This is a genomic window from Kosakonia quasisacchari (genome assembly GCF_004331415.1).
Taxonomy (GTDB): domain Bacteria; phylum Pseudomonadota; class Gammaproteobacteria; order Enterobacterales; family Enterobacteriaceae; genus Kosakonia; species Kosakonia quasisacchari.
In genome coordinates this window covers 128,649-152,034 of record NZ_SJOP01000011.1, presented here as the reverse complement: position 1 = coordinate 152,034, position 23,386 = coordinate 128,649, and the positions used below count along the sequence as shown (strand labels likewise).

Genomic DNA, 23,386 nt, shown 5'->3' with positions numbered 1-23,386 from the left:
CTCTTGAGTTTATCAGTGCCATGAATACATGTCCGGCAAGTGAAATGTTTGTTTAACATTGGTTGCAGCTGGGCAGAAAATTCCTCTCACCGCCAGTGAGTTCACGCCCTGAGCGTTCTTATCTTTATTACTCCACGCAGATGAATTACGTTGATGGCGGCAATTACACCAGCCGTCAGCATTGCGCTTTTTTTTCATTTGTCGTGAGAGTATTTATGAGCAACGTAACGATTTATCACAACCCGGCCTGCGGCACGTCACGCAACACACTGGCGCTTATTCGCAACAGTGGCGTGGAGCCGACAATTATCCACTACCTTGAGACACCGCCTTCGCGCGATGAGCTGATGACGCTGATCGGCGCACTGGGCGTTCCGGTGCGTGAATTGTTGCGTAAAAATGTGGAACCGTACGAACAACTGGGGCTTGCAGACGATCGCTTCACGGACGCGCAGCTCATCGATTTTATGCTTGAGCATCCCATTTTGATTAACCGGCCTATAGTTGTTACACCGCGCGGTACACGCCTTTGTCGCCCGTCGGAAGTGGTGCTTGAGCTCCTCCCTGAGGCGCAGAAAGGGGCATTCAGCAAAGAGGATGGCCAGCAGGTTGTTGATGAAAATGGCCAGCGGATCGCACCGTAATCCCGTCTGTTAAACAGTGTTAACGATAAAAACAGGGGATTTGAGCACGCCCGCAGAATGCGGGCGTTGAGATCAGGCAATACGCAGCGTTTCGCGCGTTTTTGCCGGTGTGATGATGACAGGGATGGATTTCGAGGTTGGCGTACCGGTGCCATCGCCAAAGCGTGTTAGCGGAACCAATGGGTTCGTTTCCGGGTAATATGCCGCCAGATTGCCGCGTGGGATGTCATAAGCGACAAGGCGGAAATCCGTAACGCAGCGCTGCACACCATCGGTAGACTGGGTTTCAATATCCACCCGATCACCGTCATTCAACCCGAGCGCGCGAATATCTTCCGGGTGCATAAACAGCACATCGCGCTGACCATACACGCCACGGTAACGGTCATCAAGGCCGTAAATGGTGGTGTTGTACTGATCATGCGAGCGTAAAGTCTGCAAGACAAACGGCGCATCAGTTTCCGGGCATACCGAGAGCGGCAGGGCGGCGGCGCTGAATTCTGCTTTGCCGGAAGGCGTATTAAAGCGCAATTCTGCGGCAGCGTTCCCCAGCCAGAACCCGCCGGGTTCTTCGCAGCGAGCATTAAAGTTGTTAAAGCCGGGGATCGTGGCGGCAATATGATCGCGGATCAGGTTGTAATCACCCGCCAGTGCCAGCCAGTCTAGCTTTTCACTGCCCAGTGTGGCATGGGCGATGCCAGCGACAATCGCTGTTTCCGAACGTTGCGTGGCGGCCAGCGGTTTGCCGATGCCTTCGGAAGCATGCACCATGCTGAAGGAGTCTTCCACGGTCACAAATTGGCGCCCGCTTGCCTGCACATCTTCTTCGGTACGCCCAAGCGTTGGCAGGATCAGCGACTGTTTACCCGGCATCAAATGGCTGCGGTTTAATTTGGTACTGATGTACACCGTCAGCCCGCAACGGCGCAGGGCTTCGCAGGTGAGCGGCGTATCCGGCGCGGCGGCGGCCAGGTTGCCACCGAGCGCAAGCAGCACTTTCACTTCGTCACGCAGCATCGCCGAAATGGCCTCCACCGTATGATGCCCGTGCTCGCGCGGCGGCTCGAAATTGAAATGACGGGCAAGGCTGTCGAGCAAGGCGGCAGGCGGTTTTTCATCAATCCCCATCGTGCGGTTGCCCTGCACGTTGCTGTGCCCGCGCACCGGACAGAGCCCCGCGCCAGGTTTGCCTAGGTGACCGCCAAGTAGCTGCAGGTTGGTGATTTCCCGCACGGTATCCAGTGAGTGTTTATGTTGGGTAATGCCCATCGCCCAAGTACAAATCACGCGTTTTGCGTTCTGCCAGATGGCGGCCGCGTCGCGCAACTGTTGCTCATTCAGACCGGACTGCTGCTCAATGGTCGACCAGTCGGTGGCATCGATTTGCGCAAACCACGCGTCAATGCCGTGGGTGTGCTGCGCAATAAAGGCATCGTCAAAAATGCTCGCTTCGCCGTTAGCCAGCCGCTGGCGCTGCGTTTCCAGCAATGCTTTGGCGATCCCGCGCACCGCCGCCATATCACCACCGAGATTGGGCTGATAGTAAGACGAGCTGATCACACCCGCCATCGGCGTAACGAGTTCCAGTGGTTTTTGCGGATCGGCAAACCGTTCAAGGCCGCGTTCGCGCAGGGTATTAAAGGTGACAATACGCGCCCCACGATCGGCGGCGTGACGCAGGCTATGCAGCATGCGAGGGTGATTGGTGCCGGGGTTTTGCCCGAAAACAAAAATGGCGTCTGCTTTATCAAAATCGGCCAGGTGAATGGTGCCTTTTCCCACGCCGATGCTGCGTTTTAGCCCCGCGCCGCTCGCTTCGTGGCACATGTTGGAGCAGTCCGGGAAGTTGTTGGTGCCGACCATGCGACCAAACAGCTGATAAAGCCAGGAGGATTCATTGCTGGCTCGACCAGAGGTGTACAGTTCGAGCTGATTGGGGTTATCCATCGCATTAATATGCTCGCCAATCATCGCCAGCGCGTCATCCCACGCAATCGGTTCGTAGTGATCGGTTTGCGGGTTGTAACGCAGCGGTTCGGTCAGACGGCCCTGATATTCGAGAAAATAGTCGCTCTGGCGGTTAAGCGCAGTCACGCTGTGTTGCGCAAAAAAAGTGGCGTCAATCTGGCGGCGTGTGGCTTCCCAGGTCACGGCTTTTGCGCCGTTTTCGCAGAAACTGAACGTGCTTTTATTGTCGTCACCCCAGGCGCAACCGGGGCAGTCGAAGCCACGCGCTTTGTTCATGCGCAACAGGTTGCGCATATTTTTTAGCGCATTTTTACTGTCAATAACGAAGCGCGTTGTCGCTTCCAGCGAGCCCAGACCACCGGCAGCAGCGTGGTAGGGTTTGATAGCGGTTTTGAATTTCATCTCTTCTTCCGACTGCGGATGGTTACAGCGTGAGTGTAAGTTGCGTAACAACAACTCTCAATCAACAACCTATTTTTATCACACAATTAACGCACTGTTTACCTGTTGCGCAATCGGAAGAGAAGATAAGCGAGCCGGAATTAACCCGGCATCGTTTTGCGAATTGCCGCAATCAGCGCGTGAGCTGCGGGGGGCAGGACGTTATCAACGCGGGTAATGATCCCAATCGGATCGCCGATCCCAATCGGCGGAATGGGCAGTGCCACCAGAGAACCGAGGCGCAAATCATCTTTTACTGCGCCGGAAGGGACAAACCACACGTAGTCATATTCCACTGTGAGCTGTCGCGACAGCGATGCGGAAAGCGTTTCCAGGCAACCAGACGGCAGTGTGCAGTTCTGGCTGCTGAGCAGTTCCTCGGTGTTTTGCCGTGGCACGGTGCCTTCTGGTAGCACCACCACCGGCCATTCCAGCACTTTACTTAGCGTAACGGTGGTTTGCAGCAACGGATGTCGCGGGCGAACGACCAGTTTTAGCGACTCAAGAAACAGCAGCTCATAACTTAAGCCGCTCATCAAATCCGGGTCTGACATGCGGCCAATGCCGAGATCCAATTCGCCGGATTTCAGCCCGGCGAGGATCATCGGGTTATTGGCGGTAGCCACCTGAATGGTGATATCCGGCTGCTGTTTATGCAGTTGACCGATGACCGCCGGTAAGATCCCCAGCGCGGCGGTGGGCAGCGCGCCGATGCGGATCAGATCGTTTTTCAGTTCGGTTCTGTGGCTCAGCGACTGTCCGGCAATGTTGACCGCGTCCAGCACACGCACCGCGTGGGTAAGAAACTGTTCACCGACCAGGGTTAGCTGCGCGCCCATGCGGCCACGCTCAAACAGGCGCTTACCGGTAAGCTGCTCGAGTTCATTCAGGGTTTTCGACAGCGCAGGCTGACTTAAGTTAAGGGTTTCAGCCGCGCGCCCCAAAGTTCCTTGTTGAGCGACGGCAACGAATGTATGCAAATGGCGCAGACGAATGCGCTGTGAAAACAGACCGTTTTTTTCCATAAGATGATGTTAAAAACCGTGCAGAACCGCTGGCAAATGGAGTTGTTTAATTTTGATAACCAGATAGCAAAATATTATTAACATTTAATCTCTTTGAGTTACAAACGGATTCTGCCCGCAATGTGACGTAACCAGCATGTTGATAAGGGTTTTCGGTAGTGCTGTTCCATAATCTTTCGTTATGTTCGTTACCGCGCGACGCACCCGCGTTTTCTGCCACGATCACACTTTGTAAATTTCCCATCACGCACGCAAAAAGGCTTCTCTACACTCCAGAGAGAACACACTGGAGGGATTACACTATGGCGTACAGCATCACGGCTGATGAGATTCGGGAACAATTTTCACAGGCGATGTCTGCCATGTACCAGCAGGAAGTTCCGCAATATGGCACGCTGCTGGAGCTGGTCGCGGATGTGAATCTGGCGGTGCTGGAAAACAACCCGCGTCTGCATGAACAACTGGCCAACGCCGATGAATTAGCACGGCTGAATGTCGAGCGCCACGGCGCAATCAGGGTAGGGACGGCCGAGGAGCTTTCCACCTTGCGGCGTATGTTCGCCATTATGGGGATGTTCCCGGTCAGTTATTATGATCTCTCGCAGGCAGGCGTTCCGGTGCACTCCACCGCCTTTCGCCCAATAGAAGACGCTGCGCTGGCGCGTAACCCGTTTCGTATTTTTACCTCGCTGCTGCGCCTGGAGCTTATCGAGAACGAAATCCTGCGTAATAAAGCCGCCGCCATTCTGGCGAAGCGCGACATTTTCACCCCTGCTTGCCGCCAACTGATTGAGTTGCATGAACTGAATGGCGGTTTTACCCCCCAGCAAGCCAAAGCTTTTGTTGAGGAAGCGCTGGAAACGTTTCGCTGGCACCGCCATGCCACGGTGGATACGCAAACCTATCAGGCGCTGCATGATGAGCATCGCTTAATTGCCGATGTGGTCTGTTTCCCTGGCTGCCATATCAATCATTTAACGCCACGAACGCTGGATATTGACCGCGTACAGGCGCTGATGCCGGAGTACGGCATTGAACCGAAAATCCTTATCGAAGGCCCGCCGCGTCGCGATGTGCCGATTTTGTTGCGTCAGACCAGTTTCAAAGCGCTGGATGAACCGGTGCTGTTCAACGGCGAACACCAGGGAACCCACACCGCGCGTTTCGGTGAGATTGAACAGCGCGGCGTCGCGTTAACGCAGAAAGGGCGCGCGCTCTATGATCAACTGCTGAACAGCGCCGGAACGGGCAAAGATAATCTGACGCACCAGTTGCATTTGCAGGAGGTGTTCAAAGCCTTCCCGGATAGCGAAATGCTGCTGCGCAAACAGGAACTGGCGTGGTTCCGCTACCGTCTGACACCCACGGGCGAAGCGCACCGTCAGGCCATTCGTCCCGGCGACGATCCGCAGCCGCTGATCGAGCGCGGCTGGGTGGTAGCACAGCCGATTACCTATGAAGATTTTCTGCCGGTCAGCGCGGCGGGGATCTTCCAGTCGAACCTCGGCAACGAAACCCAGGCGCGCAGCCATGGCAACGCCAGCCAGGCGCAGTTTGAGGCCTCGCTGGGTTGCCCGGTGTTCGATGAATTTACGCTCTATGCGGAAGCCGAAGCGCGCAGCAAACGGCGTTGCGGTCTGCTGTAAAACAGGTAATCTGCCAGAAATCAGTCATTTCTGGATGTTGTCATGGAAAATCCATTAACCCCGCTGGTCCATACCCGCCAGGGCAGTGTGCTGGGATGCAGTGAAGACGCCTTTCATGTCTGGCGCGGTATTCCGTTTGCCGCGCCGCCCACCGGCGCACTGCGCTGGCGCGCGCCGCAGCCGCCGCAACCCTGGCAGGGCGTGCGCATGGCGGACACCTTTTCCGCCGCCAGCTGGCAAAACAGTGATTACTGTCAGCAGCTCGGCGGCGGCGATCCTGGACGTTTCGCCGAAGATTGCCTCTATCTGAATATCTGGTCACCGGCTACGCGCACAAAAGCGCTGCCGGTGATGGTCTGGCTGCACGGCGGCGGCTTCACTATCGGCTCCGGCGGGTTGCCGCCGTATGACGGAAAAGCGCTCGCCGCACGCGGCGTGGTGCTGGTGACGGTGAATTATCGACTTGGGCATCTTGGTTTTTTCGCCCATCCGGCGCTGGAGAAGGAGAGCGGTGAGCGCGTCTACAATTTTGGCCTGCTTGATCAGATCGCCGCGCTGCGTTGGGTGCAGGAGAATATCGCTGCTTTTGGGGGTGATGCCGCGAACGTGACGCTGTTTGGTGAATCGGCTGGCGGACGCAGCGTGATGGCACTGATGGCCTCGCCGCTGGCAGAAGGGTTGTTTCATAAAGCCATTATTCAGAGCAGTTATACCTTGCCGGATACGCCGCGCGAAGCCGCGCTGGCAAAAGGTGAAGCGATTGCCGCGCATTTTGGGCTGGAAAATGCCAGCGCCGAACAGCTGCGCGCACTGCCGGCAGACGCGTTCTGGCCGCTGGACGCACCGCTGAAAATTGCCCCGACGCCTATCGCAGGTGATGGCGTATTACCGGAACCAATGCTTGATACCTTTTTCGCCGGTCGGCAACATCCAATGCCGGTCATTATCGGGTCGAACAGTGATGAAGCCAGCGTGATGGCGGAGTTTGGCGTTGATCTCGCCGGGCAAATCGAAAAGCTGCGCCGCGAACAGCGGCTCGGCCTGGGGCTGATCCGCCTGCTTTATCCGGGGGTGAAAGGGGATGCGGAACTCGGTCGCCAGGTGTGTCGCGATATGGCTTTTACCACGCTTGGCCTGGTGGTGATGCAGGCCCAGCAGCGTGTCGGGCAACCCTGTTGGCGTTACTGGTTTGATTATGTTGCCGAAGCGGCGCATGACACCTATATCAACGGCGCGTGGCACGGTAACGAAGTGCCGTATGTATTCGACAATCTTATGCTTTCGGAGCCGTCGCGCAGCTATGTCAACCCGCGCGATCTCGCCTTTGCCGCGCATATTGCCGATTACTGGGTTCGTTTTGCCGCCCAGGCAGAGCGTCGTACAGAAGCGTTGCCCGGCCCGGTCAACTGGCTGGCCTGCGTACGTGGCCGCGACCGGTTACTGCGTATGGGATTGAATAAACATGCAGGTTTTCGCCTGGTTAACCGCTTTATGCGCGCCCGCCTGAGCTTTTTTCGCCGGGTAATGCGCCACCACGTGAAGCTTGATTAGCCCCCAGCAACCCGTCTCTAAACGCCGCCAGCCCGGCGGCTTTATTCTCTGTTTCCCGCAAAACCAGGCGATAACTGGCACCGGTTATGACACTCTGCGAAAACGGGCGCAGCAGGCGTCCAGCCTGGATATCCTCCTCAACCAGCGTCTCATCGGCGATGGCCATTCCCAGCCCCTGAATGGCGGCAGTAATGGCTAAATCCATGGTATCGAAGTGTTGATTTTTCCTCATGGCGGGCTGAAAAGCGCTTTGCTTCGCCAGCCACAGCGACCAGTCGGTTTTATCCCGCGTCGGGTGCAATAATGTGGCGGTTTCCAGCGTATTGCGCTGCGCCAGCGCGTGGCTAATCACCGGCGTCAGCGCTTCGTCAAACAGCAGATCCCCGGCGCTTAATTGGGTGCCAAAAACAATTGCCGCGTCATAAGGTTCTGTTTTGAAGTTAATGGTGTGATCGGTTGTGGTGGTCAGCGCCACCTGCAATTCCGGATAACGTTGTTCCAGATCCAGCAGGCGAGGCACCAGCCAGCGTATCGCACAGGTCGGGGCTTTCAGTCGCACCACCGTTTGTTGCGAGCGCGCCTGAAAAGCGACCATCACCAGTTGTTCATACGCACCACGCAGTTCCGGCAGCAGAGCGCTACCCTGCGGTGACAGGTGTAAACCACGCGCGTGGCGTTCAAACAGCGGAAAGCCGAACCAGTTTTCCAGCGTGGCGATTTTGCGGCTGACCGCACCCTGCGTCAGACACAGCTCTTTTGCTGCATGTGTCAAATTGAGATGGCGGGCGGTGACCAGAAAAGCGTCGATGGCATTGAGCGGCAGAGAACGGTGCGACATGGCAACTCCAGCTATGCAATATATTCATGGCTATTATGACAACAATTCGGTTGTCGGCTCAACAGGGTTTAGTTTGAATGGTTATGCACTTTTTATGTGAAAGGATCAGGCATGACTCTGCGTACCCCGGTGAAGACTCGCTCCAAATTACCCGATGTGGGCACCACCATTTTTACCGTCATCGGCCAGCTTTCCGCCGAACATAATGCGATTAACCTTTCTCAGGGCGCGCCCAACTTTCCTTGCGATCTGCAGCTGATTGCCGGGGTGACGCGCGCCATGCAAGCCAATCATAACCAGTACGCGTCAATGACCGGTCTGCGTCCGTTAAAAGAGCGGATTGCACAGAAAATCAGCGAGCTGTACCGCACAGATTACGACGTGGACAGTGAAATTCTTATCACCGCCAGCGCCAGCGAAGGGTTGTATTCCGCTATTAGCGGGCTGGTGCATCCAGGTGATGAAGTGATTTACTTTGAACCCTCGTTCGACAGCTACGCGCCAATTGTCCGTTTGCAGGGGGCAACGCCCGTTGCAATCAAACTGACGGTGCCGGATTTCGCGGTCAACTGGGACGAAGTATGTGCGGCAATTACACCGCGCACGCGCATGATCATCATCAACACGCCGCATAACCCGAGTGGGCAGGTTTTCTCTCGTGCTGACCTCGAACAACTGGCGGCGATCACCCGGCACACTGATATTGTGATCCTCTCCGATGAAGTCTACGAACATGTGGTGTTTGACGGCGAGCCGCATCACGGCATGGCAACGCACCCGCAACTGGCGGAGCGCAGCGTGATTATCTCGTCGTTTGGCAAGACCTATCATGTGACGGGCTGGCGCGTGGGTTACTGCGTTGCGCCTGCTGAACTGATGGATGAGATCTGCAAAGTGCACCAGTTTTTGATGTTCTCTGCCGATACTCCCATGCAACACGCCTTTGCCGATCATATGCGCGACCCGCAGGGTTGGCTGTCGCTGGCGGCGTTTTACCAGCGTAAACGCGACCTGCTGCAAACATTGCTTGCGGAGTCGCCGTTCCGCTTATTGCCCAGCGCGGGGTCATTTTTCCTGCTGGCGGATTACAGCCATTTCAGCGATGAAAGTGACAGCGAGATGGTGAAAAGACTGATTATTGATTGCGGTGTCGCCACCATTCCGCTGTCGGCGTTTTATACCGATAGCACAGATAACAAGTTGATCCGCCTCTCTTTTGCAAAAGATGAGGCAACGTTAAGAGCAGGCGCGCAGGCCCTGTGTCGTGTTAAGCCACGCTAAGGAGCGTTAATGATGAAATTTAAAGCACTCTGTCTGGGTATGGGTTTGCTCTGCTCATTCTCCTCATTTGCCGAAAGCGCGCTGCGCTATGGCGTGGAGGCGGAATATCCCCCTTTTGAAAGCCGCAACGCGTCGGGCGAACTGGAAGGTTTTGACATCGAACTGGGTAACGCCATCTGCAAAGCGGCACAACTGAAATGCAGTTGGGTGGAAACCTCGTTTGACGCGTTAATCCCTGGGCTTACTGCAAAGAAATTTGATGCCATTAACTCGGCGATGAACATTACCGAGCAACGGCGCAAAAGCATTGACTTCACCCAGCCGATATACCGCATTCCTTCGCAACTGGTCGGCAAAAGTGGTGATGGCATGGAAGCGACCGCGGAAGGGCTGAAAGGCAAAACCATTGGCGTGTTGCAGGGATCGATTCAGGAAACCTACGCCAAAGAGCACTGGGAAAAGCACGGTGTCACGGTGGTGTCGTATAAAGATCAGAATATGGCGTGGGGAGATTTGCTCAACGGTCGTATTGACGCCTCACTGGTGATGTCGGCGGCCGGGCAAGCCGGTTTCCTCAGCAAGCCGCAGGGGAAAGGGTTTGGCTTTATCGGCAAACCGGTATCGGACGATACGATCCTCGGCAGTGGTATCGGTTTTGGGTTGCGCAAAGGTGACGAGGCCACCAAAAAGCAGCTTGATGCCGCAATCGATAAAGTTCGTGCTGACGGCACCATCAAGACGCTGGCAGAAAAATATTTCCCCGGCATTGATGTTAGTGTCAGCACACAATAAGGCATGACCATTCTGGCGCCTGCCGTCTGATGTCCGGCAGGCGCTTTTTTATTTCCGCCGCCCCCGCTACTGTTATACAGATCTTTACGCCGCTTTCGGGCTGCTCTTATCGACAGAAAATATTTCATGTTTCGTTCATATATTCGGCAGCCAACAATTGGATTCTCAATGAATTTTGTCTAGAGTGATGCGTTCATTAAGCAACGCTTTTGCCGCTGTTTCGCGCCATCGCGAAATGCCATTTGACGACCAGAAGGACGTGTTACCAGGCATGAACCGCAGACGATTTATTCAAGCATCCATGGCCCTTGCCGCAACCTACGGCACTACCGGTGTTGCATCGCTGTTTTCCCGCGCGGCGTTCGCGGCGGAAACCGACATCGCCGATGGACAAAGCCGCAGTTTTGATTTCTCCGTGCTGCAGTCCATGGCGCACGATCTGGCGCAACAGCAATGGGGCGGTGCGCCTAAAGCGCTCCCCAACACGCTGGCGAACCTGACGCCGCAGGCTTACAACAGCATTCAGTATGATGCGCAGCACTCGCTGTGGAACAATGTGGATGGCCGTCTGCTGGACGTGCAGTTTTTCCACGTCGGCATGGGCTTTCGCCGCCGTGTGCGCATGTTCTCACTCGATCAAAACACACACCAGGCGCGTGAAATTCACTTCCGCCCGGAGTTGTTTAACTACCACGACGCGGGCGTAGATACCAAACAACTGGAAGGGCAAAGCGATCTCGGTTTTGCCGGTTTTCGCGCGTTTAAAGCGCCTGAGCTGGCGCGCCGCGATATCGTCTCGTTCCTTGGCGCGAGCTATTTCCGCGCGGTAGATAGCACCTTCCAGTATGGTCTTTCCGCACGCGGTGTAGCCATTGATACCTTTACTGATACGCCGGAAGAGTTCCCGGATTTCACCGCGTTCTGGTTTGAGACGGCGAAACCGTCCGATACCACCTTTACCGTTTATGCACTGCTCGACAGCCCGAGCATTACCGGTGCGTACAAGTTCGTGATCCACTGCGAAGAGAGCCAGGTGATCATGGATGTTGATAACCGCTTGTATGCACGCAAAGACATTAAGCAACTGGGTATCGCGCCGATGACCAGTATGTTCAGCTGCGGTAATAACGAGCGCCGCGTCTGCGATACCATTCATCCGCAAATTCACGACTCTGACCGGCTGGCGATGTGGCGTGGTAACGGCGAGTGGATCTGCCGCCCGCTAAACAACCCGCAAAAATTGCAGTTCAACGCCTACCAGGATGAAAACCCGAAAGGGTTCGGCCTGCTGCAACTCGATCGCGATTTCTCCCACTATCAGGATGTGATGGGTTGGTACAACAAACGCCCGAGTCTGTGGGTTGAGCCGCGTAACAAATGGGGTAAAGGGGCGGTAAGCCTGATGGAGATCCCGACTACCGGTGAAACGCTGGATAACATTGTCTGCTTCTGGCAACCGGAAAAACCGGTCAAAGCGGGCGATGATTTTGCCTTCCAGTACCGCTTGTACTGGAGCGCGATGCCGCCAGTACGTTCTCCGCTGGCGCGCGTTTACGCCACCCGCACCGGCATGGGCGGTTTCCCGGAAGGTTGGGCACCGGGCGAACACTACCCGGACAAATGGGCACGCCGTTTCGCCATTGATTTTGTTGGCGGCGATTTGAAAGCCGCTGCGCCGAAAGGCATTGAGCCGGTCATCACCCTCTCAAACGGTGAAGCGAAACAGGTTGAGATCCTCTATGTTGAACCGTTTGACGGTTATCGCATTCTGTTCGACTGGTATCCGACCAATGATTCCACCGATCCGGTAGACATGCGTCTGTTCCTGCGCTGCCAGGGCAACGCGATCAGCGAAACCTGGCTTTATCAATACTTCCCGCCCGCGCCGGACAAACGTAACTACGTTGATGACCGCGTCATGCGCTAATCTCACTTCGCCCCCGTTTGGGGGCGAATGCTTTGTGGAGCTGCAATGGACGATACCGTTATTCCGGTAAATGACCACCTCATGCTGCACGCCGTCGACGAGCGGTTTGTGCACGACCTTCACCAGTTAATTGTCAAAAACCGCGACTGGCTACAGCAGTTTCTCAACTGGCCGCACTCTGTCACCTCCGTTGATGACACCCGCAAAACCGCGCAGAGCAACATGCTGCTGCACCAGCGCGGTTACGCCAAAATGTTCATGATTGTGCGCGACGATGTGCTGGTGGGGGTGCTGGCGTTTAATTCGATTGAGCCGCTAAACAAAACGGCCTATATCGGCTACTGGCTGGATGAAGATTGCCAGCGGCAGGGGATTTTGTCTCAGGCCATGCAGGCCATGATCGATTTTTACGCCCGCCGCGGCGAGATCCGGCGCTTTGTCATCAAATGCCGGGTGGCGAACACGTCCAGCAATCAGGTAGCCGAACGCAACGGCTTTACGCTTGAAGGCTGCCTCAAACAGGCGGAGTTTCTCAACGGCAGCTACGACGACCAGAATATCTGGGCGAAGATCGTCGATAAGTCCCGATCGCGCTAACTGGTGGCCTGTGACACCGCTTTGCGCAGGCCATTTACCGCCGGTGAGTTCATCGGTGTCACCAGCGCGTAGTTGTAGTGATCATCACTCCAGTACTGCGCCATCACATCTTCTGCCTCGCGTTCCCCATGGGGAAGTTTGACCGGGCTTAATGGGCGGATATACCAGCCGACCCGCGTTCCGTTTCTGTCCTGATACATAATCAGCGCCGCCGGGCCTTGCGCGGTGGCAATAAGCCTCGCGCCGGATAACGTGAAACCATACTGTTCAAGATTTGGCGGCTGGTTGCCGTTGATGAAATACCGGGCGACCCAGCGGGTGAGTTCGGTTTGCTGGCTTGCCACCACATCCATGGGCGTTAACGCAGCATTATCAAAAAGTTTATAGGCCTGAACCGCGTCCTCCATCGGCTGATGAGTCATCAACATCTGCGACTCTTTTAACTGCCAGCCTGTGTAGCCGCCAACGCTTAGCGCCAGCACCAACGCGAACGCGGTGGCCAGTTTCCACTGGCGCTGCTGGCGTACCTGGCGGCGTAAATAATGCGGCTCCGGTTTTTCCAGGACAATAGCTTGCTGGCTCATGGCCTGGCGGAGTTGCTGCGCGTCGCGACGCCAGCCCGCAACCTGCGCGGCGGCATCGGGGTTTTCTGCCAGATAGCGCTCGACACGCGCTGAGGTCGCCTCATCGGTTTCGCCATCCATCCAGGCATGCAGATCGTGTTCATCCGGTGGCAACGTCATTTCAGTCTCCTCAGCGGCAGCGGCGTGGCCGTACCGTCTAGTTTCTCATGTAGCAATTTACGCGCTCGCGACAGGCGCGACATCACGGTGCCGGTCGGGATATCGAGCGTTTGGGCGACTTCTTTATAACTCAGCCCTTCAATGCTCACCAGCAACAGAATGACACGATAATCTGTGGGCAGCGTGGCGAACACCGCCAGCGTATCATCCGCCATCGCCAGTGATTCGGTAGATGCGCTGATGGCTTCCTCGCCGGTAAAAAAAGCGAGGATTTTCATATACCGTCGCTTGCGCCGCTCGGCGTCAATAAATTGGCGGTAAAGAATGGCAAACAGCCAGGCGCGCAGGCTCCGTTCGCCATGATTATCCGGGCTGCGCGTCAGCGCTTTCATCAGGCAACTTTGCACCAAATCTTCCGCGCTGTGCGGGTTGCGGGTTAGCCACAGTGCAAAGCGTTGCAAATGTGGCATCACCTGACGAATCTCATCATCAGTCAGTTGCATAGCTTGCCTTCATCGCTTGCGCGTTCCCGACATACTCTCAAATACGCCATCGCGGAGCACGAGGGCATGAAATAACGCAGCGGCTAAATGCAGCATCACCGTTGCGAACAGCGCCAGTGCCACCAGGGAATGCAACGGACGCAGCAGTGCGTAAACATCATTACTCACCGGCAGGATAGGCGGTAACACCCAACCCCCGACCGATACCGGGTAGCCCGCTGCCGAAAGCATTCCCCAGCCAATCAGCGGCTGCGCAATCATCATGGCATAAAGCGCCCAATGTGAGAGGTGCGCCATCGCGCGTTGCCAACCCGGAAGAGTCGCCGGTAACGCGGGCGTGGCAGTATAAAACCGTAACCACAGACGGACCAGCACCAGCACAAGAATCATTAAACCCAGCGGTTTGTGAATGGACACCAGCAGGCTGTGCAGGGATGAGACGGTGGAAACCATCACGACGCCAATAAACAGCATCGCCACGATCGCTGCCGCCATTAACCAGTGCAGCACGCGCAGCGCCGGGTGGAAATACGCAACCTGTTTCATAAATGAGCTCCAGCCTGGGCGGATTGTTCGCGGGTGCGCGCATTGTAAGATTTAGCATAGGCTGCTGAACGCGCATTAAGTAACGGATCGTCAGAGGCGGCAATGCCATCCGGCAGGATCAGCGGATCGTAATTGATGTCATTGCACGGCCCATTTTGCTGTTCTGTTGCATGGGTGAGTACCAGCGTTCCGGCGTTGACCGTTTGTCTGTCTGCTGGCCAGATTTTCGTGGCATTACTGCCATCGTCACCCGGCTGGGCAACCGTGACCAACAGATCCCATTTCAGCGGCCCTTGCGCCAGACGCTGTTTAAGATCGGTTTGCAGGAAATCTTTATCCTTTTTTTCTTCCGCACTGATGGGCCGATAATCGGTATGCGGCACCATGCTCCAGCGAACCAGATGCGCCATGCCGGACTTATCCATAAAACGGAACGCGTTCAGGCTGTTAAAGCGATCGCTGGCCCAGCTTGAAGAGGGAACATTCTGCTTTGCCCACGCCAGAAATGGCTTGATTTCGGGATTCTTTTGCACAAAGGCGGTAAATTTATCCGCATTCGGTTTGCCGGTTGCCGCATCAGGTAGCGAGGCAACCTGTAATTCATAAAATTGCTCAACGGTGGAGACCGGGAAGAAGGGCATCGCATTCATGCCGGTGCGCCACTGTTCGCCGTTCGCCAGCTGAAACGCCAGCGCCATACTGCGCACGGGAACGGCGTAATCCGGCGCGGCAGGGTTGCCTCCGGCAATGGCAAAACGTCCGGTTACCGGCGTTTCACCCGCCGCAAACACCGAGGCGCGCGATAGCGTGCTGGCATTGCCGTTGGAGATAAAACTACCAATAACACAGAGACCTTTGGCGTGATTTCGCCGGTAACCCGGATGTTCGCCGCCCGCTTGTTGTAAGACATTCACCAGTTTGTCTGCGCTCAGGCGCTGTGGCGTTAACCAACCGCCGCCCCAGAGAAACAGCACAATCAACACCAGGGGAATAAGTGCTATCACGGCGAGACGCGCAATGATCTGGCCGGTCGTAAATGGAGTGTTTGTCATAGTTGCTCACCTGCTAATCATGAGCGGATAAGACGAAGCAACGGCGCGTTTATTCCACGAGGAAGAAAAAAAACTTTTGTGAAAAAAGCCTGCAACAGAATTTACGTTGCAGGCCCGGTATTATTAGGGGTTCATCGCCGCAAAGAGCGTGGCGAAGGTGCCGTCTTTTTCCGCCCAGCGCCGGTGTTTATCACGCTCCAGCACGATTTCACCCGCAGGGTGATCGCCGTGCTCAATCATTGACATTACTTCACGGATATAAGCAGGCAACGCCATCGCGCGCGGATCGGTTGCCTGCTGCGCGCCGGTGAGCGTTGTTTGTACATAGGGGGGTGAAAGCTCAAGGACTTCAACAGGGATATGGCGAAGTTGATGGCGCAAACAAACCAGCCACGTATGCAAAAAGGCTTTGCTGGCGCAGTAAGTGGGGAAATCGGCTCTTGGCAGAAACGCCAGCGCCGAACTGGTCGCCAGTAGTGTGGCTTTCGGCTGGTGTTGAATCAAAGGCAAAAATGCAGCGACAGTCCGGATAACCCCAACAATATTGGTCGCGACGATCGCCTGCGCCATCTCTGCATCCCCGTTGCCAGTGGCATAATCTTCTTTGCCTGAAATCCCGGCATTGGCAATCAGCACATTCAGCCGCGGATACTGCGAGCTGACGCGTTTGGTGAGCGCAGCAAGCATTGCCGCATCATCAACATCCAATTGGAATCCCGCCATTCCGGGGTTATTACGCGTTACCTCATCCAGCAGCGCCTGACGGCGGCCGGTAATGATGACCTGATTACCTCGTGCATACAGCGCTTCAGCCAGCGCACGGCCAATGCCGCTGGTTGCGCCGGTGATAAGAATGGTGTTACCGCTAATGTTCATAAAACGTCCTCTCCAGTGATGCGTAATGGAAAGGCGACGACACAATCCCGCAACCGGGAAGGTAACGGGAAATTAGGGATCAGAAGTGAGTGCCGCGCCTGTATTAGGGATCCTGTTTTCTCAGCGGAGACCCTCAGGAACCTGGGCGCGTTGGATGACGGTAACGCCTACGACATAGTGGAAAATGCCGGGTGATTATATTTTCGGCATCAATAACAGACAAGCGAATTATAAAGAGCCGACCAGCGGCGTGCGGGTAATGTGCTGCGTGTCGTTAATCACTTTCGGCCCGCGTAACAGAATACTTTCGCCTTCCTGCGCGTCGACAACCGCATCACCGCCAATTTCAATCTGATGCTCGATCAGCACATTACCGTGAATGCGCGCATTGCCCTGAATCACCACTTTTTCATCCAGTTGCAGCGGCCCTCCGCGTAACCAGGCGCGACCGCCAACCAGTACGTGGTGTTTTAAAATACAGTTGCCTTCTACAACCGCGTTTTCTGCCACCTGCGAGCTATAGCGAATCGTCGGGATCTCATCCTCAAGCGTCCCGGCGACTACGCGCGCGGAGCCATACACTTTGGCACAGTCGCACACCCAGACGTCATTGAGTTCGTTGCCTTCGAGCAGGGCGAAATCAAAGACTTCGGCACGGTGTTCGATAAACGCATAATTGACGATGGCATCGCCATAAATTTGCGCCTGATGCACCACGCGCGACTGGCTGACGGTGGCGCGATCGTAAATCTGTAAAATCTGTTCGTTGTCCGGTGTTAAACCTTGGGCTGCAATGATGTCGCAGCCGTTGAGAATGCGCGCATCGCCACGCAAATGACATAAACCGCGCACGGTGGAGGCCTGAACCGTGACACTGTCACTTAATTGCGCGCCGTGGCTCACATTACTGCCGTCAACCCAGGCATTATCAAGAACAATGACATCGTGGCAAATCACGCATGGTTGGGTGATACGTGCATCGCCACGCACCATGCTGCCAAGAAAAACCATGCTGTTTTCATCGTAAATCCAGCAATTTCCCTGCTGATCGAGCACATTTTCATTATCGACCCAGCCACCCGCGCTGCCCGCCACTACATCGTTAAAATCGCGCAGGGCGATAATCTGGCGCAGCGCGACAGAGCGCTTCTCGCCGCCAATCTGGTAGCGCATTGTCCTTTGCTCATCGCTGAGTCGATACTTATTCATGCTACATTTCCTCGATCTGCCTGAGTTAAACGTAGCAAATTTTACGCTGCTGGCTATCCGCCAGCGAAACCAATAAAATGCACAAAAAATGCAACTTATAAATTCGCGACGTATTGAGGAATAGCATGACCACCCGCACTGATAGCTACTTTACTGAAAAATACAGCATGACGCCGACCCATTCGGAAGTACTTAACGCCGTTAATTATGTCCAACCGGGCAAAGCGCTGGATCTCGGCTGCGGTAATGGCCGCAACAGTCTTTTTCTCGCCAACCGGGGTTTTGACGTCACCGCGTGGGATAAAAATCCGAACAGCCTGAGCAACTTACAAAATATCCGCGAAGCGGAAGGGCTGGAAAACTTACATATCGAGGCGGTTGATCTCAACAACCTGAGTTTTGACGGCGAGTACGATTTTATTCTCTCGACTGTAGTGCTGATGTTTCTGGAAGCGAAAACCATTCCAGGGCTGATTGCCAATATGCAGCGCTGCACCAAACCGGGCGGCTATAACTTGATTGTCGCGGCAATGGACACGGCAGATTTCCCGTGCACGGTCGGCTTCCCGTTTGCCTTTAAAGAGGGTGAGTTGCGCGATTACTACGTGGGCTGGGAGTTGCTGAAATACAACGAAGAGGTTGGCGAGCTTCATCGCACCGATGCCAACGGCAACCGCATAAAATTGCGCTTTGCCACGTTGCTGGCACGCAAATCTGCGTAAGTTTTCCCACGGCAGGCAGTAAAGGAGCCGGAAGGATGCCACCGGTTCTTATACTGCCAGTCCGCAGTTTTTTCTATGAACACTCGCTGCATCACGCCTGTTTCGCTATTCGCCTGGTAAACGCCACCGGCAAACTCTTTGAGGATTACGGTGATGAAGTGTCACCGCTGGCGCGCCAAATGCTGAATGGCAAGGCCATCCAGCACTTTCGTGAGATCCGCATCCGGCACCATTGGACTGAAAGGGTTAATGCAGCTCAGTTCTGACGACATCGCCGCTCAGCTTGTTTAGCGCGCCGCCAGCAGGCAAAGCTGCAGCGCCACATTGTATGAAGCTTCGAAGGCACGCAGCGGCAAGAACTCAAAACGCGAGTGGAAATTATGCGCGCCGGTGAAGAAATTTGGTGTCAGCAAACCCTTAGCAGAAAGCGCTGCACCGTCGGTGCCGCCGCGCATTGGTGTCGGTTTTGGCGTGATACCCAGCGATTCCATGGCTGCAAACAGTAAATCAATCGCCCGGCGATCTTCGCCAATCGCGTTGCTGATATTGCTGTAGGTATCGCTAATGCTGTACTCAACTTTCGCAGTGGGATATTGGGCGGCAATTTTTGCTGCCACATCGGCAATTTGCTGTTTGCGTTTCGCAAAACTCTCGCTGTCAAAGTCACGAATGTTGGCGTTCAGCGTCGCGTAACTCTGCACGGCATTGATCCCGTTAAACCAGATATAGCCTTCGCGTCCTTCTGTGTGCTCCGGCGTTTGCTGGCGATCGAAATGGCTGATGTAATCCATCGCCATCAATAGCGGGTTCACCAGCACGCCTTTCGCTGACATCGGGTGCGCGGTCACCCCGGTAAACTGGATTTGCGCGCTGGCGGCGTTGAAATTCTCATAAACAATTTCGCCCAGTTCGCAGCAGTCGATTGTCCAGGCAAAATCAACATCAAAACGCGCTAAATCCAGCGCTTTCGCACCGCGCAGTCCCACTTCTTCATCGGGCACAAAGGCCACCACGATATCGCCGTGACGCTGTTCTGGCGTCAGGTTTTCCAGCAGCGTCATCACCACGGTAACGGCGGCTTTGTTGTCCGCGCCGAGTACGCTGGTTCCGTCACTGAAAATAATCTCTTCATTCGGATACGCGAGGATCTCCGGATGCTCATCAACGCGCAGCCAGATATCTTGCACGTTGTTCAGGCAGAGATCTTGCCCCTCAAAGCGCAGGATCTGCGGATAAATATGCGGTGATAAACCGACATCTACGGTGTCGATATGGGTGATAAAACCAATGCGCGGCGCACCCGGAACATTGCCTTTTTTCACGGCGGTGACGGTCGCGTGATTGTCAATGACAATCTGTTCCAGACCCAGTGTTTTCAACTCATTAGCCAGTTCACGCGCCATATCAAATTGCCCGACAGTCGTGGGTAACGTGGTGGCGCTGGGATCGCTTTGGCTGGTGATGTTGAGATAGCGAAAGAAGCGATGCGTTAATTGACTGGTCAGCGACGATGACATAGTGATTCCTTCTTTATTCGAATTATCAGGTGTTTGCAAATTCACTTTAATGTTATTTATGAGAGGGCAAACAACAAGCCTTTACAATAAAACAACAGGAAAAACTATGATTAGCAAACCGACAACACTTGCTCTGGCGTTGGCCGCGATGATAGTGAGTTCTTCTGTAGCGGCGAAAACGCTGGTCTATTGCTCGGAAGGCTCGCCGGAAAACTTCAACCCGCAACTTTATACCTCGGGCACCAGCGTCGATGCCAGCGCGGTGCCGGTCTATAACCGGCTGGTGGATTTCAAAATAGGCACCACGCAACTGCAACCCAGCCTCGCGGAAAGCTGGGATGTGAGCGAAGACGGCAAGGTTTACACCTTCCATCTGCGTAAAGGGGTGAAGTTCCAGAGCAATAAATACTTTACACCAACGCGCGATTTTAATGCCGATGATGTGATCTTCTCATTTATGCGGCAAAAAGACGCCAATAACCCCTATCACAATGTCTCCAACGGCACTTACTCGAACTTTGAAAGCCTCGAGTTCGGTTCGCTGATCACCGCGATTGATAAAGTTGACGACCATACCGTGCGCTTTACGCTGGCGCACCCGGAAGCGCCGTTTGTCGCTGACCTTGGCTGGTATTTTGCGTCGATCCTCTCAGCGGAGTATGCCGATGCGATGTTAAAGGCAGGGACACCGGAACGCGTCGATATGGACCCAATTGGTACCGGGCCGTTCCGGCTGGCGCAGTATCAGAAAGATTCGCGCATTCTGTTTACCGCGTTCGACGGTTACTGGCAGGGCAAAGCCAAAATTGATCGCCTGGTCTTCAGCATCACGCCGGATGCTTCTGTACGCCTGGCAAAACTGGAGAAGAACGAGTGCCAGGTTATGCCGTTTCCCAATCCGGCGGATTTGCCGCGCCTGAAAGAGAACAAAGACATCACGCTGATGAGCAAAGCCGGGCTGAATACCGGGTTCCTGTCGTTTAATACGCAAAAAGCGCCGCTGGATAACGTAAAAGTGCGCCAGGCGCTGGCGCTGGCGATCAACAAACCGGCGATCATTCAGGCTGTGTTTCAGGGAACGGGCACCGCAGCGAAAAACCTGCTGCCGCCAGGCGTCTGGAGCGCAGATAGCGAACTGAAGGATTACGACTACGATCCGGAAAAAGCCAAAGCGCTGCTGAAAGAGGCCGGGGTAGCGCCGGGAACGAGCATTGATTTATGGGCGATGCCGGTGCAGCGCCCCTATAACCCGAACGCCAAACGTATGGCCGAGATGATCCAGGCCGACTGGGCGAAAGTGGGCGTGCAGACCAAAATCGTCACCTATGAGTGGGGCGAATACCTGAAACGGGTGAAAGGCGGCGAGCACCAGGCGGCGCTGATGGGCTGGACCACCGCAACCGGCGATCCGGATAACTTCTTTGGCCCGCTGTTTACCTGTACGTCTGCCAATGGCGGTTCGAATTCAGCGAAATGGTGTTACGCGCCATTTGACAAAATTATCGCCGAAGCGAAAGCCACCAGCGATCATGAAAAACGTGTTGCGCTGTACAAAGAGGCGCAGCAGATGATGCATGATCAAATGCCAGCGGTGATGATTGCCCACTCAACGATTTTCGAACCGGTACGTAAAGAGGTGCAGGGCTACGAAATCGACCCGTTTGGCAAACATATTTTCTGGCAGGTTGATCTGAAGAAATAACCATTAATAGGCGAGCAAACCCAGCGCACTAGCGGTTTGCTCGCGAACATCACTTAGCGTTAAGGGTGGTGGTATAGATCTTATCAAAGCCGTTGCTCACAAAGACGTTTTACCCTCCCACAAAATGCCGCTGCGTTTGCTATACCTTATAGGCAATTGTGCATTCACAGGGACATCCTCATGCGTTGGTTAGCGTTGCCGTCTTTTCTGGTCTGCTGGCGTTATCAGGCTGTGCGTCAAAAGTGACTCAACCGGAAAAATATTCCGGGTTTCTAAAAGATTATTCCGGGCTACAGGAAACCACATCCGCCACCGGTAAACCGGTGCTTCGCTGGGTGGCGCCGGGTTTTGACCCGGCGAAATACGACAGTATTGTCTACCACCCGGTAACCTATTACCCGGTAGCGAAACCTACCAGCCAGGTGAATCAACAGGTGCTGGATGGCGTTCTCAACTATACCAACAGCAAGCTGAAAGCCGCTGCCGCTTCGCGTAAACCGCTGGTGACATCGCCAGGCCAGCACAGCCTGATTTTCCGCGGGGCGATAACCGGCGTGGATGCCAGCAAACAAGGGTTGCAGTTCTATGAAGTGGTGCCGGTCGCAATGGTCGTGGCGGGAACACAGATGGCAACCGGCCATCGCACGATGAACACCCATCTCTATTTCGAAGGCGAGTTGATTGACGCGCAGACCAATGCGCCAGTGTTGAAAGTAGTGCGCCAGGGGCAAGGGAAAGATGTGAACAATGAAAATGCGCCGGTCTCCGTCGACTCTCTGAAACAAGTCATTGACGATATGGCGACCGACGCGACGATGTTTGATATCAGCAAGCGTTAGCTTTTCGCCGTGTTCCGCGCCCGCCCAGCCAGTTTTCCGGGCGGGTAAACATCACCAGATTGCCGGTGAGGATCAGCAACAAGCCGGCAACGCCATTGAAATGCCAGATATAACCCTCGAAGAACGTCGAAACGGTTAGCGCAACCAGCGGAAAAAGCAGGGTGCTATAAGCCGCTTTGCTGGGGCCAATTCGCCCGACCAGCGTAAAATAGGCACCAAAGCCTATTACCGAGCCGAACAGCGCCAGATAGACCAGCGCGCCAAGGTAACTGGCAGTCCATTGCGGGGTAAAATCGTCACCGCGCAGCAGGCCAATTGCTCCCATAATCAACGTGCCGTAGAGCATCGCCCAACTGTTAGTGGTGATGGTTTCCAGCCCTTTTCGCTGGTGGCGCAGGCTTATCATATTGCCAAACGAGAAACCCAGCGTGCCCAGCGCCGACAGGCCAATCCCCATCAGTAGCGTTATGCTCCAGCCACTGTTGACCAGATCTTGCCAGAACAGCGTCACGATCCCCGTCAGGCCGAGGATCGCCGCGACAAAAAAGCGTGCTGGCGGTTTTTGACCGAAAAAGAGATAACTGTTTATCGCATTAAACAAAACCGCCATCGAGAAGATCACCGACTCCAGCCCGGTACTGATCCACGCGGCGGCGGTGTAGAAGCACCAGAAATTGAAACCGAACACGCAGCAGCCCTGTAACAGACAAAACAGATGATCGCGCAGCGGCAGGGCGCGCAGTTTACGCTGCGCCAGCAATATCAGCATCATTGCCACTGTTGCCAGAGCAAAACGCCAGAAAATTGACACCGGCGCAGGAACCGGGCCTTGTTGTAAAAAAATCGCAATCCAGGTTGTCCCCCAGATAATCACCACCAAACCGTACAGCAATGCGTTCATATTGAGTTCCGATGCGTAAAACGAACGCTGAGTGTGGCAAAACGCCAACGCGCGGGCTTGCACTGG

At 55.0% G+C, this 23,386-nt stretch carries 22 protein-coding genes; 11 read left to right on the top strand and 11 right to left on the bottom strand.

Translation table 11 applies throughout. The annotated features are described in order from the left end of the window. The first annotated feature begins 215 nt into the window (after positions 1 to 215). Entirely contained in the window at positions 216 to 644 is a 429-nt protein-coding gene (gene arsC / locus E0L21_RS13805; protein ID WP_131410394.1) for a glutaredoxin-dependent arsenate reductase, read from the top strand. 72 nt (positions 645 to 716) lie between these two features. Here arsC and E0L21_RS13800 read toward each other — a convergent pair whose 3' ends face one another. Further along, entirely contained in the window at positions 717 to 3,014 is a 2,298-nt protein-coding gene (locus E0L21_RS13800; protein WP_131410392.1) for an FdhF/YdeP family oxidoreductase, read from the bottom strand. A 140-nt stretch (positions 3,015 to 3,154) separates the two neighbouring features. Next, positions 3,155 to 4,078: a LysR substrate-binding domain-containing protein gene (locus E0L21_RS13795; protein WP_131410390.1), complete on the bottom strand. Its 924-nt coding sequence runs from the start codon at positions 4,076 to 4,078 to the stop codon at positions 3,155 to 3,157. 302 nt (positions 4,079 to 4,380) lie between these two features. On the opposite strand from E0L21_RS13795, the gene hglS reads away from it, so the two are divergent. Then, positions 4,381 to 5,724 carry a 2-oxoadipate dioxygenase/decarboxylase HglS gene (gene hglS / locus E0L21_RS13790; protein WP_131410389.1) on the top strand — a complete coding sequence of 448 codons (1,344 nt, stop codon included), beginning with the start codon at positions 4,381 to 4,383 and terminating at the stop codon, positions 5,722 to 5,724. A gap of 42 nt (positions 5,725 to 5,766) precedes the next feature. Beyond that, positions 5,767 to 7,275 carry a carboxylesterase/lipase family protein gene (locus tag E0L21_RS13785; RefSeq protein WP_131410387.1) on the top strand — a complete coding sequence of 503 codons (1,509 nt, stop codon included), beginning with the start codon at positions 5,767 to 5,769 and terminating at the stop codon, positions 7,273 to 7,275. On the opposite strand, the gene E0L21_RS13780 is transcribed toward E0L21_RS13785, so the two are convergent. Further along, complete coding sequence (locus tag E0L21_RS13780) at positions 7,214 to 8,113, bottom strand: LysR substrate-binding domain-containing protein (RefSeq protein WP_131410385.1); 900 nt, start codon at positions 8,111 to 8,113, stop codon at positions 7,214 to 7,216. The two genes, E0L21_RS13785 and E0L21_RS13780, sit on opposite strands and share 62 nt — an antisense overlap. 111 nt (positions 8,114 to 8,224) lie before the next feature. Between E0L21_RS13780 and E0L21_RS13775 the strand changes: the two genes are divergently transcribed. The 4 genes from E0L21_RS13775 (at position 8,225) to rimL (ending at position 12,710) form a co-directional block, all read left to right on the top strand. Next, positions 8,225 to 9,394: a pyridoxal phosphate-dependent aminotransferase gene (locus E0L21_RS13775; protein WP_131410383.1), complete on the top strand. Its 1,170-nt coding sequence runs from the start codon at positions 8,225 to 8,227 to the stop codon at positions 9,392 to 9,394. A 12-nt stretch (positions 9,395 to 9,406) separates the two neighbouring features. Next, a complete protein-coding gene (locus tag E0L21_RS13770) occupies positions 9,407 to 10,186 on the top strand; it encodes an ABC transporter substrate-binding protein (protein ID WP_131410489.1) in 780 nt (259 codons plus the stop codon). A 271-nt stretch (positions 10,187 to 10,457) separates the two neighbouring features. After that, positions 10,458 to 12,113 carry a glucan biosynthesis protein D gene (locus E0L21_RS13765; RefSeq protein ID WP_131410487.1) on the top strand — a complete coding sequence of 552 codons (1,656 nt, stop codon included), beginning with the start codon at positions 10,458 to 10,460 and terminating at the stop codon, positions 12,111 to 12,113. A gap of 45 nt (positions 12,114 to 12,158) precedes the next feature. Beyond that, positions 12,159 to 12,710 carry a 50S ribosomal protein L7/L12-serine acetyltransferase gene (gene rimL / locus E0L21_RS13760; RefSeq protein WP_131410381.1) on the top strand — a complete coding sequence of 184 codons (552 nt, stop codon included), beginning with the start codon at positions 12,159 to 12,161 and terminating at the stop codon, positions 12,708 to 12,710. Here rimL and E0L21_RS13755 read toward each other — a convergent pair. The 6 genes from E0L21_RS13755 to ydcK form a co-directional block, all read right to left on the bottom strand. Next, entirely contained in the window at positions 12,707 to 13,453 is a 747-nt protein-coding gene (locus E0L21_RS13755) for an anti-sigma factor family protein (RefSeq protein WP_131410379.1), read from the bottom strand. The genes rimL and E0L21_RS13755 overlap by 4 nt on opposite strands. Continuing rightward, on the bottom strand, positions 13,450 to 13,956 hold the full coding sequence (locus E0L21_RS13750; protein ID WP_131410377.1) for an RNA polymerase sigma factor: 507 nt from the start codon (positions 13,954 to 13,956) through the stop codon (positions 13,450 to 13,452). Before E0L21_RS13750 ends, E0L21_RS13755 begins: the two co-directional genes overlap by 4 nt. Positions 13,957 to 13,965: 9 nt before the next feature. Beyond that, complete coding sequence (locus tag E0L21_RS13745; protein ID WP_131410375.1) at positions 13,966 to 14,502, bottom strand: cytochrome b; 537 nt, start codon at positions 14,500 to 14,502, stop codon at positions 13,966 to 13,968. Continuing rightward, positions 14,499 to 15,554, bottom strand: a complete 1,056-nt coding sequence (locus E0L21_RS13740; RefSeq protein ID WP_131410373.1) for a catalase family peroxidase — start codon at positions 15,552 to 15,554, stop codon at positions 14,499 to 14,501. The genes E0L21_RS13745 and E0L21_RS13740 overlap by 4 nt, the downstream gene beginning before the upstream one ends. Before the next feature lie 123 nt (positions 15,555 to 15,677). Then, positions 15,678 to 16,430 carry an SDR family oxidoreductase gene (locus E0L21_RS13735; RefSeq protein WP_131410371.1) on the bottom strand — a complete coding sequence of 251 codons (753 nt, stop codon included), beginning with the start codon at positions 16,428 to 16,430 and terminating at the stop codon, positions 15,678 to 15,680. A gap of 228 nt (positions 16,431 to 16,658) precedes the next feature. After that, positions 16,659 to 17,639 carry a YdcK family protein gene (ydcK, locus tag E0L21_RS13730; RefSeq protein ID WP_170312064.1) on the bottom strand — a complete coding sequence of 327 codons (981 nt, stop codon included), beginning with the start codon at positions 17,637 to 17,639 and terminating at the stop codon, positions 16,659 to 16,661. A 125-nt stretch (positions 17,640 to 17,764) separates the two neighbouring features. Between ydcK and tehB the strand changes: the two genes are divergently transcribed. Both tehB and E0L21_RS13720 read left to right on the top strand, forming a co-directional pair. After that, on the top strand, positions 17,765 to 18,361 hold the full coding sequence (tehB, locus tag E0L21_RS13725; protein ID WP_131410369.1) for a tellurite resistance methyltransferase TehB: 597 nt from the start codon (positions 17,765 to 17,767) through the stop codon (positions 18,359 to 18,361). Positions 18,362 to 18,396: 35 nt separating this feature from the next. Further along, positions 18,397 to 18,627, top strand: coding sequence for a hypothetical protein (locus tag E0L21_RS13720; protein ID WP_131410367.1), 231 nt, complete (start codon positions 18,397 to 18,399; stop codon positions 18,625 to 18,627). A gap of 21 nt (positions 18,628 to 18,648) precedes the next feature. On the opposite strand, the gene pepT is transcribed toward E0L21_RS13720, so the two are convergent. Beyond that, positions 18,649 to 19,878 (bottom strand): peptidase T, encoded by a 1,230-nt coding sequence (gene pepT / locus E0L21_RS13715; protein ID WP_131410365.1) that lies wholly within the window; start codon positions 19,876 to 19,878, stop codon positions 18,649 to 18,651. Positions 19,879 to 19,984: 106 nt separating this feature from the next. Here pepT and E0L21_RS13710 point away from each other — a divergent pair, with 106 nt between their 5' ends. Next, positions 19,985 to 21,580, top strand: a complete 1,596-nt coding sequence (locus tag E0L21_RS13710; protein ID WP_131410362.1) for an ABC transporter substrate-binding protein — start codon at positions 19,985 to 19,987, stop codon at positions 21,578 to 21,580. 158 nt (positions 21,581 to 21,738) lie between these two features. Beyond that, entirely contained in the window at positions 21,739 to 22,419 is a 681-nt protein-coding gene (locus E0L21_RS13705; RefSeq protein WP_131410360.1) for a DUF3313 domain-containing protein, read from the top strand. Here E0L21_RS13705 and E0L21_RS13700 read toward each other — a convergent pair. Further along, positions 22,406 to 23,320 (bottom strand): DMT family transporter, encoded by a 915-nt coding sequence (locus E0L21_RS13700; protein WP_131410358.1) that lies wholly within the window; start codon positions 23,318 to 23,320, stop codon positions 22,406 to 22,408. The genes E0L21_RS13705 and E0L21_RS13700 overlap by 14 nt on opposite strands. Positions 23,321 to 23,386 lie beyond the last annotated feature (66 nt).

What these genes read in the sequence shown, in the direction of transcription:
- E0L21_RS13735 (WP_131410371.1), bottom strand. Translation starts at nt 16,430, where the DNA reads ATGAACATTAGCGGTAACACCATTCTTATCACCGGCGCAACCAGCGGC.
- E0L21_RS13770 (WP_131410489.1), top strand. Translation starts at nt 9,407, where the DNA reads ATGAAATTTAAAGCACTCTGTCTGGGTATGGGTTTGCTCTGCTCATTC.
- arsC (WP_131410394.1), top strand. Translation starts at nt 216, where the DNA reads ATGAGCAACGTAACGATTTATCACAACCCGGCCTGCGGCACGTCACGC.
- hglS (WP_131410389.1), top strand. Translation starts at nt 4,381, where the DNA reads ATGGCGTACAGCATCACGGCTGATGAGATTCGGGAACAATTTTCACAG.
- E0L21_RS13750 (WP_131410377.1), bottom strand. Translation starts at nt 13,956, where the DNA reads ATGCAACTGACTGATGATGAGATTCGTCAGGTGATGCCACATTTGCAA.
- tehB (WP_131410369.1), top strand. Translation starts at nt 17,765, where the DNA reads ATGACCACCCGCACTGATAGCTACTTTACTGAAAAATACAGCATGACG.
- E0L21_RS13740 (WP_131410373.1), bottom strand. Translation starts at nt 15,554, where the DNA reads ATGACAAACACTCCATTTACGACCGGCCAGATCATTGCGCGTCTCGCC.
- E0L21_RS13785 (WP_131410387.1), top strand. Translation starts at nt 5,767, where the DNA reads ATGGAAAATCCATTAACCCCGCTGGTCCATACCCGCCAGGGCAGTGTG.
- rimL (WP_131410381.1), top strand. Translation starts at nt 12,159, where the DNA reads ATGGACGATACCGTTATTCCGGTAAATGACCACCTCATGCTGCACGCC.
- ydcK (WP_170312064.1), bottom strand. Translation starts at nt 17,639, where the DNA reads ATGAATAAGTATCGACTCAGCGATGAGCAAAGGACAATGCGCTACCAG.
- E0L21_RS13775 (WP_131410383.1), top strand. Translation starts at nt 8,225, where the DNA reads ATGACTCTGCGTACCCCGGTGAAGACTCGCTCCAAATTACCCGATGTG.
- E0L21_RS13720 (WP_131410367.1), top strand. Translation starts at nt 18,397, where the DNA reads ATGCCACCGGTTCTTATACTGCCAGTCCGCAGTTTTTTCTATGAACAC.
- E0L21_RS13800 (WP_131410392.1), bottom strand. Translation starts at nt 3,014, where the DNA reads ATGAAATTCAAAACCGCTATCAAACCCTACCACGCTGCTGCCGGTGGT.
- E0L21_RS13700 (WP_131410358.1), bottom strand. Translation starts at nt 23,320, where the DNA reads ATGAACGCATTGCTGTACGGTTTGGTGGTGATTATCTGGGGGACAACC.
- E0L21_RS13795 (WP_131410390.1), bottom strand. Translation starts at nt 4,078, where the DNA reads ATGGAAAAAAACGGTCTGTTTTCACAGCGCATTCGTCTGCGCCATTTG.
- E0L21_RS13765 (WP_131410487.1), top strand. Translation starts at nt 10,458, where the DNA reads ATGAACCGCAGACGATTTATTCAAGCATCCATGGCCCTTGCCGCAACC.
- E0L21_RS13755 (WP_131410379.1), bottom strand. Translation starts at nt 13,453, where the DNA reads ATGACGTTGCCACCGGATGAACACGATCTGCATGCCTGGATGGATGGC.
- E0L21_RS13780 (WP_131410385.1), bottom strand. Translation starts at nt 8,113, where the DNA reads ATGTCGCACCGTTCTCTGCCGCTCAATGCCATCGACGCTTTTCTGGTC.
- E0L21_RS13745 (WP_131410375.1), bottom strand. Translation starts at nt 14,502, where the DNA reads ATGAAACAGGTTGCGTATTTCCACCCGGCGCTGCGCGTGCTGCACTGG.
- E0L21_RS13710 (WP_131410362.1), top strand. Translation starts at nt 19,985, where the DNA reads ATGATTAGCAAACCGACAACACTTGCTCTGGCGTTGGCCGCGATGATA.
- pepT (WP_131410365.1), bottom strand. Translation starts at nt 19,878, where the DNA reads ATGTCATCGTCGCTGACCAGTCAATTAACGCATCGCTTCTTTCGCTAT.